Annotated in this window: 11 protein-coding genes; 5 read left to right on the top strand and 6 right to left on the bottom strand. The window is 63.4% G+C overall.

Translation table 11 applies throughout. The features are described 5' to 3' along the window. Positions 1 to 25 precede the first annotated feature (25 nt). From KF712_04335 to KF712_04355, 5 genes are all read left to right on the top strand, one after another. A complete protein-coding gene (locus tag KF712_04335; protein ID MBX3740193.1) occupies positions 26 to 493 on the top strand; it encodes an excisionase family DNA-binding protein in 468 nt (155 codons plus the stop codon). Further along, entirely contained in the window at positions 483 to 1,046 is a 564-nt protein-coding gene (locus tag KF712_04340; protein MBX3740194.1) for a PIN domain-containing protein, read from the top strand. Before KF712_04335 ends, KF712_04340 begins: the two co-directional genes overlap by 11 nt. Positions 1,047 to 1,290: 244 nt before the next feature. Next, positions 1,291 to 2,118 carry a hypothetical protein gene (locus tag KF712_04345; GenBank protein MBX3740195.1) on the top strand — a complete coding sequence of 276 codons (828 nt, stop codon included), beginning with the start codon at positions 1,291 to 1,293 and terminating at the stop codon, positions 2,116 to 2,118. 225 nt (positions 2,119 to 2,343) lie between these two features. Beyond that, positions 2,344 to 2,898, top strand: coding sequence for a hypothetical protein (locus KF712_04350; GenBank protein MBX3740196.1), 555 nt, complete (start codon positions 2,344 to 2,346; stop codon positions 2,896 to 2,898). A 318-nt stretch (positions 2,899 to 3,216) separates the two neighbouring features. Further along, a complete protein-coding gene (locus KF712_04355) occupies positions 3,217 to 3,789 on the top strand; it encodes a transposase (protein ID MBX3740197.1) in 573 nt (190 codons plus the stop codon). Between the two features lie 134 nt (positions 3,790 to 3,923). Here KF712_04355 and KF712_04360 read toward each other — a convergent pair whose 3' ends face one another. The 6 genes from KF712_04360 to KF712_04385 all read right to left on the bottom strand — a co-directional run bounded on the left by KF712_04360 (position 3,924) and on the right by KF712_04385 (position 11,457). Next, a complete protein-coding gene (locus KF712_04360) occupies positions 3,924 to 4,952 on the bottom strand; it encodes a Gfo/Idh/MocA family oxidoreductase (GenBank protein MBX3740198.1) in 1,029 nt (342 codons plus the stop codon). Next, entirely contained in the window at positions 4,949 to 5,875 is a 927-nt protein-coding gene (locus KF712_04365; protein MBX3740199.1) for a helix-turn-helix domain-containing protein, read from the bottom strand. Before KF712_04365 ends, KF712_04360 begins: the two co-directional genes overlap by 4 nt. A 416-nt stretch (positions 5,876 to 6,291) precedes the next feature. Then, entirely contained in the window at positions 6,292 to 7,110 is an 819-nt protein-coding gene (locus tag KF712_04370) for a PIG-L family deacetylase (protein ID MBX3740200.1), read from the bottom strand. Positions 7,111 to 7,138: 28 nt separating this feature from the next. Then, the gene (locus KF712_04375) at positions 7,139 to 9,454 is read right to left on the bottom strand and encodes a DUF4091 domain-containing protein (GenBank protein ID MBX3740201.1); all 2,316 of its coding nucleotides are present in this window, start codon (positions 9,452 to 9,454) and stop codon (positions 7,139 to 7,141) included. Between the two features lie 40 nt (positions 9,455 to 9,494). After that, positions 9,495 to 10,517, bottom strand: a complete 1,023-nt coding sequence (locus KF712_04380; GenBank protein ID MBX3740202.1) for a PEP-CTERM sorting domain-containing protein — start codon at positions 10,515 to 10,517, stop codon at positions 9,495 to 9,497. A gap of 148 nt (positions 10,518 to 10,665) precedes the next feature. Continuing rightward, entirely contained in the window at positions 10,666 to 11,457 is a 792-nt protein-coding gene (locus tag KF712_04385; protein ID MBX3740203.1) for a hypothetical protein, read from the bottom strand. Positions 11,458 to 11,471: the final 14 nt, after the last annotated feature.

An 11,471-nucleotide genomic window follows, 5' to 3' on the forward strand; every position in this document is an offset into this window, starting at 1 on the left:
AACGGTGTAGTATTTGTATACGAAGATGATCTCGAACCTCCAGGAAAGGCGGCTCAGTGCCCAACAACTCAGCGGAAAAGACCGCGGACGTCTGGACATGCTGGCGGCGGCCATGAACCAGAAAGGAGTCCCCGCTCTGGTCGGAAGCTCCGGCGAGCAACTGCAGCTTCCGGATGCGATCTATAAGGTTCTACGCCAGATCGTGAACGGAATGCGCGAAGGCCGCGCCATGCTCCTGATACCCGAAAATGAGGTGCTGACCACCCAGGCGGCGGCGGATCATCTCGGGGTTTCCCGTCCGCATCTCGTCAGTCTCTTGGAGAACGGGGAGATCCCCTATCACACCGTCGGGACGCATCGGAGGGTTCAGTTCGGCGATGTCGCCGCCTATGGCGCGAAGCGGGACCAGGAACGGCGGCACGCTCTGGACGACATCACAAGGATGACCTCCGAGGCAGGATACTACGATCAGGAGCCGCAGGATGAAGGCTGACTTCGCCGTGGTGCTGGACGCCTGTGTGCTGGCCAACATCAGCGTCTGTGACCTGCTGTTACGTCTCGCGGAAACGCCGAGACTTTATCTCCCCTACTGGTCGGAAATCATTCTCGACGAAACGCAACGTGCTCATGGCAAGCTCGGCTGGGAGAGCGGTATTTCCGATCGATGGCGGGCCATGGTGACAAAGCACTTTCCGGACTCGTCCGCAGCGTCCTTGCATCTCGCCGTATGCCCCGACGGAGTTGATCCGAAAGACGCCCATGTCGTCCAGGCGGCACTGCGGACCGGCGCGGAGGTCATCGTCACCTTCAACCTGAAGGACTTTCCCAGCGAATCGCTGGAGACGGCCAGAATCAAAGCCGTGCATCCCTCCGAGTTTCTTCTGACACTCTTTGCCATCGCACCGATGTTGGTCGCACGCCGTCTCAATGAGATCGCGGAGGCGAGGAAGGAAAGCGTCAGCGCGGTTCTCAAGAGGCTCTCCCGGCATGTGCCTGCGTTCGTGGATCACTTCGCCACGTCGGCCGGGATCGGGATGGAGGAGTAGGTGGTCCGAGGGAAGACCACCGACACTTTTTATGGCTCTCCGGCGGAGCGCACAAGCTGCGGGAAATGCCGAAGCACGATGTGTTCTCCCACAGCGCGGATGCGTTCCGGACCTTCGCGGAGGCGTGGAGACGGGGGCTGGTCGGGGCGGTGGGGAGGGTAAGGGGGAGGTGATGAAACGGGAGATGCTCCGTGACATGGGTGGATTTGCCGGTGATCGTGGACGCTCACTTCACGAAGATCCCATGAATCCCGCTCTGAAATACTCCGCGATCCTTTCGGGTGTCATCCTGGTGGGCGCGGGCGGCTTCTGGCTGGGAAAACGGCAGGGCGACGCCGGGGCATTTGAGAAGGGGGTGACAGTCGGCCAACAGCAGGCCGCCTTGATCAGGGGCGGACACAACAGATTTCATGTGACTCTGATCGATTCAGGGAAGATCGACCAGTTGAAGGATGATGCTGTGGACGAGATGTGGGTGTCGATCATCCCGCTGGACCAGCTTCTCAACAATCCGGATGCGTCCGCGGAGGATCGCAAGGCGGCGGGAAACGTGCTGCCAAGATTGGTCGAATATTTCCATCAGAACCCCAAGGCGATCACGGAGGCACCGCGAGCCAAGCAGGTGTCCGAAACCGTGGACAAGGGTCTGCGGGACAAGGCCGGATCGACCACCGATGCCACCGAGAAAGAGACGCTGGATGCGTTCCGCAAAACGTCAGAGGGAGTGATGGGAGAACTCGATGGTATGTTCGACGCCATTATTTCGGCGCGTCGCAAGTATGATATGGAAACCCAGGACGTCCTCAACCGTCATGTCTCCCAGAGGAACTTTCCAGGGACAAAGAAAGAGGCTGCCGGCATCACGTGGATGCTGCCAAGCGTCGGCCGCTGGAGCTTTTCAAGCACCCGGATCCGCGTGGATGGAGAGAAACTCCAGATACTCTACGAGGGCGGCGTGCTGCGGGTGAATGACCGGAACTTCGGTTCTTTCTCCAAAGGCGATGCCGTGGATCTGCGGATGCCGGGACGGGTGTTCGTGAATGACAAGGAACGCCTCCCTGTGGAGCCGTAACCTGTCTCCGGAGTGGATCGCCCGGGTAGCGGCATGGCTGCGCCATGACGGCTGGGTGGATGTCACCTGCGTTGAAGCGTGATTTCCCTTTCGATGGGATCTCAGACGGGATTGGAATCGAGGGATGATGGTGGATCTCCCCCGCCGTCGTGGCGCAGCCACGACGCTACGCCACGAAAAGAACATCGACGATACGGGCAGTTCCCCGTCCAATCGTGGTCAAGCATGAGCACGGATGATTCCAGTCTCCCCTCTCCGGCGGCGGTGACCGCTTTGCAGGAATTGGAGCTGCAGGCGGTTCGGCTCCGGGCGAGACTGGCGAATGCCGATGATCTGTTCCGTGCGGCGGATGCGGCGCTGGATGCGGGCATCTACTCTCCCGGGCTGGCGGAGGTGGCATTTTTCGCGGAGAAGCAGCTTTCGGAACTGAGTGTCCCCTACCTGGCGGCGATGGGGGATCTCGGGATCATCACTCCGGAGAATGAGGAGGGCATCATCTGGTATCTGCTGCGGCGATATATCGGTGATGTCGCGGCGGGAACCGTTGGACCGAAGGTTGGTGCGGCCCGTGTGGTGAGCGAGGTTGATCGTCATTTCCACCTGGATCAACGGATCAAGAAATATGTGGGGGATTCCCACGGCATTGAGTATATCATGAGCCTCTACTATGCCTACGATGATGTGGATGAGAACCGCTTCGCGGAGGTGGATGGGTTGCTGGTGGAAGCATGCCGGGAGTGGATGCAGGAGGCTCTTGAGGGTGAGAGAGGCGTGAGATGATGGTGTTGGGTAGCGGCATGGCTGCGCCATGACGGCTGGGTGGGCGTCACCTGGCGTTGGAGCATGATTTTTCACTCGATGGGATCTCAGCCAGGATTGGAATCGAGGGATGATGGTGGATCTCCCCCGCCGTCGTGGCGCAGCCACGACGCTACCCTGCGACCACGACGCTACCCTGCGACCACGACGCTACCCTGCGACGGCGCTAGGTGGACGCTACGGATACAGATTCGTGAAGAATGCGGTTGTGGAAAACCAAGCGGGTGGTGAATCCTCATCGCCACCATGGCAACGCCATGAAGCGACCTTCCATTTTCCATGCCCCTGCGTGACGAACCCCCGGATGAACTGAAGCGGCTGCCTGCGGCGTGGTATCGAGGGCACGCGTGGGTTCACTGGACAATGACCATCGATGGACGGAAGCGTGGATGGCTGGATGAGGCGATGCATTTCCGCGTGCGGGAACTGCTGATCCATACGTGCCACCGATACGCGCTGGTCTGTGCGGGTTATTGCCTGATGCCGGATCACGGGCATTTCCTCCTGATGGGGACGTCGGCGGACTCGGACCAGGTGGCGGCGGTGGAGTTTTTCCGCAGGGGATGGAACCGATTGCTGCGGGAGCGGGATATGAAACTCCAGAGACAGGCATTCGACCACGTGCTGGTGGAGAGTGAGAGAAATCCGCAGGCGTTCGAGGATGTGCTGCTTTATGTTTTCAGGAATCCGGAGCGGGCGGGTTTGGTGGAAGCGTGGGAAGAGTGGCCTTTCCTCGGTTCGGTCGCGGCAGGGTATCCGGATGTGGACCCACGCGAAAGGAAGGGCTGGTGGGCGAGGTTCTGGACGATCCATAACAAGGAGACGACGCGGAATAAGGAGATGGGTCGGTAGCGGCATGGCTGCGCCATGACGGCGGGGTAGACGTCATCTCATCCTTCCGCTTGTTTCTTTGATGGAGCGTGAGAAGGATGCGGAGTCGCGGGGTGATGGTGAATCTACCCAACCGTCGTGGCGCAGCCACGACGCTACCTTTCGGTGGCGACGGGCATACCGGTACGGGCGGATTCGTCGGCGGCGAAGACGATGCGGTGGGTGTGGAGGGCGGTGGCGAAATCGGTGAGGGGCATGTGCTGGCCGCGGTCGAGGGCGTCGAAGAAGGCCTGGAACTGGCGCTGGAAGGGGTGGTCGTGGACGTCGCCGGAACCGATCATGGTCATGGCGAGGTTGCTCCACCGGGACTTGTCGGTGTGGAGCTTCATGGAATGGAACTGGTTGTCGAGCAGGCTGCCCTCGCTGCCGCAGAGGTGGGTGTGGAAATAATAGGGCTGGAGGCAATCGACGATGGCGGAGCATTTGGCGACACGACCGTCGCGGAATTTCACGAGGGTGACGCTGCTGGTGTCGTATTCGTAGGGGGCGAAGATGGGGCTGCGGGAGCGGGTGGACATGCTGGTGACGGAGGCGACGTCGCCGCCCATGCAGAGGAGCATGGCATCGACGGCATGGCAGCCGGCGGTGAGGAGGGCGCTGCCTCCGCCATTGGCCTTCGCATTCCACTCGAACTGGCCGTACCACGGGCCGATGCCGTGGTAGTAGTCGACCTCGGCGTAGTGGAGGTCACCGAGGAGGCATTGGTCGATGACGGCCTTGATGGTGGTGAACTGCCCGGAGAAGCGGCCGTTGAAGCAGACGCAGGCTTTGGTGTTGTTCTCTTCAAATGCGGCGCCGATGCGCAGGCAGTCGATCCAGTTGAGGGCGATGGGTTTTTCCAGGATGACATGCTTTCCGGCATGGGCGGCGGCGATGGCTTGCTCCGCGTGGAGACCGGCGAAGCTGCAGATGGAGATGACGTGGATGTCAGGATCCGCGAGCATGTCCGCGTAGGTGGCGTAGGTGCGGATGGGGTGGCCGTGGCGGGCTGCCAGTTCCTTTTCATCGTGCGGGCGCGATGAGTAGAGGCCGGTGACACGGGCCTGGGTGCTGGCATTGATGGCGGGGATGTGGGCGGAGGCGACCCAGCCGTATCCGACGAGTCCGACGTTGTATCTGATCATGGGTTGAGGAGGACGGTGCCGACGGGTCCGGCGGCGGGTGCATGGAGTCCGGCGATGCGGTGGCGGTAGGCCTTGGGCGTGCAGCCCTGGATGCGCTTGAACTGGCGCTGGAAGTTGGCGATGGAGTCGAAACCGCAGTCCCAGGCGATCTCGCCGACGGGCTTGTCGGTCTCCGCAAGGAGGCGGCAGACGCGGGAGATGCGGATTTCGTTGAGGTAGGTGGGGAAGGTTTTGCCGGTGCGGGAGCGGAAGTAGCGGCTGAAGGTGATCTCGCTCATGCGCAGGTGACGGGCGATGTCGGAGAGGTAGATGGGGCTGCCGATGTGGTCCTGGATGAAGTTGCAGATGGCGGACATGGTCTCGCCGTCGGAGTGGACGACCTCCGGGGTGAAGCCGTAGGAGGAGATGGTTTCGAGATCGGGCGAGGTGGAGAGATCTTCCAGGATTTCGAGCAGGAGGATCATGCGGCGGAGGGAGGAAACGCCGGTCATTTTCAGCATGGCGGCCTGGATGCGGTCGCGCGTGGGGCCGAGGATGCGGAAGCCGTCGGCGGCCTGGTGGAGGAGGCGCTGGAGGGGGGCGGTGTCGCCCTGGGAGGACCAGCGGGTGCCCATGAAGTCGGGGTGGAACTGGATGTTGAGGGCATCGACAGGGCGGAACCTGGTGCCGGGGATGCGGTCGTTGCGGTAGTCGTGCGGGAGGTTGGAGCCGAGGAAGGTGAGGTCGCCTTCGTGGAGGTTCTCGATCTTGTCACCGACACGGCGGCAGCTCCCGCCGGAAAGGACAAGGGTGATCTCCAGCTCCGGGTGGAAGTGCCAGATGCAGCCGAAGTCATCCCCGCGGATGCGCTTGCAGGAGACCCATTCGGTGCCGTCTGAGCATTCGAGCTGTTCGTGGACTGGCTTGGTGGTGCGTGGGATCATGGAGATTGGGGGAACATTGAACATCGAACGTCCAACATTGAACATCGAAGTGAAGAGAAGTGGGAGATGAACATCGAACATCGAACGCCCAACATTGAATGTTGAAGGGAAGATGGGTGGGTGGGGTTGGTGATGGGGGTCGGAGGTGGGTGGCGGTTTTTTTAAGCGCGGATTATGGGATTAAAGGATTCCGCGGATTGGGGGATGAGGTTTGGGATCGTGGCTGTGGCGTCCCGCCGTCGCTTGGGGAGGGTGGGATGGAGCGCGGACTTCAGTCCGCATGGAGGTGGCTGGGGTTTGGGGTTCCGGGTGCTGTGGGACGGACTGAAGTCCGCGCTCCGTGCGGGTGCTATGGAGAAGAGTTGCGGCGTGACGCCGCAACCACGGTTTGCGGGCGGAAATGGATGGTTGGCCCGCTATGTCGCTGCGCTCCATTGCGGCGGGACGCCGCAGCCACGGAAGTGGGGGTTGGGGAGGTAGGCGGGTCCGAGGGCGTTGGCGAGGGGGTCGGTGTCGTGGCGGGAGAAGCCGTCGTGCTGGTGGCGCCACCAGCCTTCGGCGAGGTCGAATGCCCCGGAAAGGCGGCCCATGTGGCGGGCGTGGTCTTCCATGGACTGGAGGTAGTCGTCCATGCCTTGGGTGGCGTCCAGCCACTCGCGCTGGCTGCGGTGGCAGGCGAGCGCCTTCATGGACTGGCGGTGGACGCTGGTGGTGTCCACCCAGGCGCTGGGGATGACGGGCCGCCGGATGGGATCGCACGCGCCGTGGGGCATGCAGTGATAGACGGCGATGTCATCCGGATACGACGGCAGCGGTGGATCGGTGACGTAGTTGGCGATGGTGTGGGTGAAGGCGGCGGACACGGCGAGCCGCGCGGTCTCCATGTGGTCCTCCATGTAGTCCTGCAACGGATGGGTGAGGACGATGGCGGGCCGCACCTCCCGGATGACGGCGGCGACTTTCCGCAGCAAGGCGCTGCCGTAGATGATCTCCATGTCATCCGTGATGGGCGGGTGCCATGTGGCGCTGATGAGGCGGGCGGCGTCCCGGGCCTCCTCCGCGCGGATCTCCGTGGTGCGCGCGGAATCATACAGGGTGCTGCCGCCATTTCCGGTGGCGAGGTTGAAGCAATGGATGTTCCATCCTGCCCGGCGGAGCAGGAGGAGGGTGCCGCACATCTTGAACTCGATGTCGTCCGGATGGGCGGCGATGGCGATGGCTGTCTGACGGCTCATTGCGTGGGTGGAAAGTACGGCGGAAAGATCAGCGGGCGGAGAGGACGGCGGAGATGCGCTCGCGGAGGTTGAGGAGCTTCGCGGGGTCCGTGTCATAGGTGGTGACGCCGGTGACGAGGACTTCCTTCGCTTCCTTCAGCAGGGCCTCGGCCTTCGGGCCGCCGCGCTTTTCGAGGAGGGCGAGGTAATCGTGGTCCTCCAGTCCGTCGCGGAGGGCCTCCATGCGCAGGCTGCTGAGCGGTGTGCCGTCCGGGCCGGGGTAAAGGAGGAGTCCGTCGCCGTGGTTTTTCACCAGCTTCCACGTGGTGCGGGTGCCGCCTGCTTTCCACCAGTCCAGGTTCCCGGCGTTGGCGGGCCAGGTCTGGCAGAGGTCCCAGTACTCGAAGCCCTTCGCGCCTTCGCGGTAGCAGATCCACGGCAGGATGCGCGCGTCCACCAGCGGATACTCGACGAAGATGTTGGGCCGCTCGCTGGGCCACATGCAGACGGAAAGGGTGATCTCATGGCCGCTGGCGAGCTGCTCCGGTCCGCCGGCCTGTTCATACTGGCCGTTATAGAGATCCCAGATGTCGGCGTGGCCGGAGAGGGCCTGCACGCCCTTGAATTCGTTGAGGCACTGCATGACGGGCATGTCGGGGAGGGCTTTCTTGGACAGGTCGTACATCTCCTTGCAGACATCCCACTCGCGCAGGCTCTCGTGGTTGGACGCCTCGTCCAGGTTGTAGAAGACGGCGGCGTCATAGATGCCCTTTTCCTTCAGGTGGCGGGCGTAGGCTCTGAGGAAATCATCGAGGTCGCGCTTGAAGGCGTCATCATACTCGCCGCCGCCGAACTTCCGGAAGCGCGGGACGGTGACGATGGGGAAGCGGGTGACGTAGGGCTTCATGATGTCGATCCAGCGGTCGAGCTTCGCGAAGTCATAGCCGCCGCCGGATTTCTTCGGCACGCCGGGGGTCTTCCACCCCCAGCCGTTGAGCAGGCCGCCGGGTGGCATGCGCAGCTTGGAAGCCTCCAGCACCATGCGGTCGGCGAATTTCCCGCCGGGGTCCGCGCCGTAGAACTTGCTGACGTTTTCCTCGCCGCTGCCGAGGACGAGGGTGGTGAGCGTGCTTTTCACCGGCAGGGTGAACGGATGGACGCGCACCTTCATGGGCAGGGAAATTTTCTTCCCGCCACTGGCGATGGTGAGGCCGCCGGCATACAGGCCGGGTGCGGTGGTGGCGTCCGTGGTGACGGTGACGAGCAGCGGCTGGACCTCCCCCGCCTTCACATCGAACGCTCCGTTCGGCAGCAGCGGGTCCGGCCACCAGCCGAGCTTGGTGGACTGGTAGGGCCGCTTGCCCTCGGTGGTGTCCACGAAGCCGACGAGGTCGATCTTCACCTTCGACGCGGGGATTTTCCCGGTGGCGGAAACGAGGTCGCCATCCAGCGTGACGGCTGCGCCTTTCAGTTCCGTGCCGGTGGAAATGACGGCGAGCTGCGCTCCCTCGCTCTCGTTGCGGGCGAGGGCGATGTTCAGGGATTTCCCGAAGCCGCCGTGGTAGTCCTCATCCAGGAAGACCTGCGCGAGGCCGGTGGTGATGCCGACGGCGAAGCCGCCCTCCGCGCCCTGGTGGCGGCTGATGATGTCGTATGCCTTTCCGCGGATCTCCCGCACCTTGGCAAGCGTGGTCACCTCCCCCGCCCCGGCGATGAGCTGGTCGATGGCGGCCTTCACCCCGCCGTCGGTGCCGTAGGCGTCACCCCAGGCGCGGATCTCCGCAACCTCCCGCTGGGCGCGCTTTCCGTCATCCGGCGTGACGATGGTGGCGCTGACCTCATCCAGGTAGAAGTCGCCGGTGCCGAAGTGGTAGAACCAGAGGCCGATCTTCGGCTCCTCCTGTCCATTGGCACCCTTTGGCACGGTGACGCGGGTTTCGTACTGCTGCCAGTCGGTGGAGGAGCCGATGTTGATCTTGTGCCAGCCGTTGTTGTCCGGCTCGCCCTCGAGGTTGGCGAAGATGCCGCCCTTCAGGTTGTCGGTCTTCGCCCAGAAGCGGATGCGCAGGACCTCGCCTGCCTTCGCGGGAAAGCCGCCGTTGTAGCAGAGGTGGGCGCGGCCCGCCTTTGTGCCGGAGATTTTCGCGGCCTTGCCAGTCTTTCCTTCGGCGAGTGAGAAGGTGTATTCGCCGCCTTGGCTGGCGCGTCCGGCCCAGCCGGAAAATGGGACCTCATCCCCCTGCCCCGCTTCGTCAAAGGTGCCGTTGGCGAGTTTTTCGGGGCCGCTGATTTCCTCCTGGGCGTGGGCGTGGTGGGGCCATGCGACGGAGAGCAGCAGGGCGGGCAGAATTTTTCCGGGGATCATGAACTTCGGGTAATATGGGTGGTGGTTTTGGAAAATGGAATCAGGCGTTGCGGCGGCGGGCCGGAAGGCAGGGACCGCATTCCATGCGGTCCGGTTGGGGACGGAGGATGAAATCCCGCGATGCCGCATGGATCACGACGTTCCATGCAGATGATATGAAGGCGTCTTGCGGCAGGATGGGACCGGAGGATGGCAGTGGCTCTACCCCGCCTGACCGCATGGAATGCGGTCCCTGCCAACGAAAGCCCTGGCGGCGGCGGATGAGGAGGAGTGATGGCAGCAGACCGGCCAGCGCGGCGGCGGCGGATGGCTCCGGCACGGTGACGAGGCTGACCTCGAAGTCCTGGATGCGGACGGCGTTGCTGTTGCCCGCGGACTCGAAGTAGAAGCCGACCTCGGTGACGCCGGGGATGACGCCTCCGGAGGCGATGGCGGCCGGGGTTCCGTCGCCGTTGACATTCATGTCTGCGGCGGGGTTGTAGGAAAAGAAGCTCAGGGCCGTGATGTTGGCCGTGGTCTGGTCCCCGGTGGCGGTGTAGATGCGGGAGGAAATGTAGTACTGCCCGCCCGCACGCAGGACCAGGCGGCCGCTGTCGGCGGTCTGCCCGGCGTAGGTGGTGATGTTGAGCCGGACGGACGAGGTGGCGTCAAAGCCGACCTCGCCGGTGTGCATGCCGTTGAGGAAGTCCTGCTGCTTCCACAGGAGGAGGAAGCCGGTGTTGTTCTGCGGGTCCGGGGTGAAGGCGTCGGAGCCTTTCAGCTCGATGCGGTCGAGGCTGCCGTTGTTCACGACCATGCCGAGGGTGGTACTGGTTCCCTGGTAGATGCCGCCGATGAAGGAGCGGGCGTCACCGTAGAAGACGGAGCTGGTGCCGGAGTAGTTGGAGGAGGGACTGAGCTGGCCGGGCTGGCCGCCGGTGAAGCCGTTCGGCTCGAAGGCGTTGCCGGTGCCGTAGTCGCCGCCCCAGTTGACGGCGAGCGTGGCGGCGGCCGCGTGCCCCGCCATGAGGATGGCGGAGAGGATGAGGAAAGACCGGAATGCGGCGGTGGCGGGGAGTTTCATGAGAAGATGCGGGATGCGGGATGCGGGGGCGTAGTTCGCCTGTGGATCCGCAGATGGGTCGTGCGGACCAGTGGGTGGGTGTGGGAAGACGGCGACCGGTGGTGGCTTCTATGGGAGAAGAAGACGGCGACCGGTGATCGCCGCCACGTTAGATGCGCCTGCGGCGGAGCAGTGGCAGGAGCAGCGCGCCGGACAGCATGGCGGCGGATGGCTCCGGCACCTGCTGGACGATCTGGATGGAGTTCATGAAGCCGCGGAACTGGCTGTCCGTATCCGTGCCCTGGGTGGCGATGTTGAGGGCCTGCCCGGCGGCGAGGGTGATGGTGTGCTTCGAGTAGTTCACGCCCTCGATCCAAGCCGTGGTGTTGGTGAGGTTGGAGTAGTTGATGGTGACAGGCGTCAGGCCGGAGAAGTCGAAGTTCTGCCCCTCCACTCCGGCTCCGACGTAGGAGTTGGCGATGGTGGTGCTGGTGTTGGTGTTCCTGCCGACGATGAAAATTTCATAGATGCCCGCCGCCAGACCGGTGACCTGGATGCCGAGGCTCTGGCCCGACACGCCGAAGATGCCGTCACGGCCGACGGAGGTGGCCGCGTAGATGCCCCCGCCTGATGGCCACAGGGTGCCCAGCGCGCTGGATGAGTTCGGCGCGGTGGCGTAGTTCACCACGGTGGGTGTGCCGGTGGCGGGAGCGACGCCGAGGTTGACCGTGACTCCGGTGGCGCTGCCGCCATTCGACCAGCTCAGGGAACTGACGTCCACTTTCTCGATCGTGTTCCATGAGGTGTCGGTGAAACCCGCGCCCGCCACGGTGTGATAGGGGCTGTTCAACCGGTCGGCGCCCGCGACGACAGTCGGCCCGAAGTCGAGCATGAGGATGGAACCGCTGGCTGGAATCGCGGACAGGGCGGCGACCAATGAAGCGAGGAGATATGATTTCATGGGGAGCGTGTGGG

This window comes from Akkermansiaceae bacterium, from assembly GCA_019634595.1.
GTDB lineage: Bacteria > Verrucomicrobiota > Verrucomicrobiia > Verrucomicrobiales > Akkermansiaceae > Luteolibacter.

What these genes read in the sequence shown, in the direction of transcription:
- KF712_04335 (MBX3740193.1), top strand. Translation starts at nt 26, where the DNA reads ATGATCTCGAACCTCCAGGAAAGGCGGCTCAGTGCCCAACAACTCAGC.
- KF712_04340 (MBX3740194.1), top strand. Translation starts at nt 483, where the DNA reads ATGAAGGCTGACTTCGCCGTGGTGCTGGACGCCTGTGTGCTGGCCAAC.
- KF712_04345 (MBX3740195.1), top strand. Translation starts at nt 1,291, where the DNA reads ATGAATCCCGCTCTGAAATACTCCGCGATCCTTTCGGGTGTCATCCTG.
- KF712_04350 (MBX3740196.1), top strand. Translation starts at nt 2,344, where the DNA reads ATGAGCACGGATGATTCCAGTCTCCCCTCTCCGGCGGCGGTGACCGCT.
- KF712_04355 (MBX3740197.1), top strand. Translation starts at nt 3,217, where the DNA reads ATGCCCCTGCGTGACGAACCCCCGGATGAACTGAAGCGGCTGCCTGCG.
- KF712_04360 (MBX3740198.1), bottom strand. Translation starts at nt 4,952, where the DNA reads ATGATCAGATACAACGTCGGACTCGTCGGATACGGCTGGGTCGCCTCC.
- KF712_04365 (MBX3740199.1), bottom strand. Translation starts at nt 5,875, where the DNA reads ATGATCCCACGCACCACCAAGCCAGTCCACGAACAGCTCGAATGCTCA.
- KF712_04370 (MBX3740200.1), bottom strand. Translation starts at nt 7,110, where the DNA reads ATGAGCCGTCAGACAGCCATCGCCATCGCCGCCCATCCGGACGACATC.
- KF712_04375 (MBX3740201.1), bottom strand. Translation starts at nt 9,454, where the DNA reads ATGATCCCCGGAAAAATTCTGCCCGCCCTGCTGCTCTCCGTCGCATGG.
- KF712_04380 (MBX3740202.1), bottom strand. Translation starts at nt 10,517, where the DNA reads ATGAAACTCCCCGCCACCGCCGCATTCCGGTCTTTCCTCATCCTCTCC.
- KF712_04385 (MBX3740203.1), bottom strand. Translation starts at nt 11,457, where the DNA reads ATGAAATCATATCTCCTCGCTTCATTGGTCGCCGCCCTGTCCGCGATT.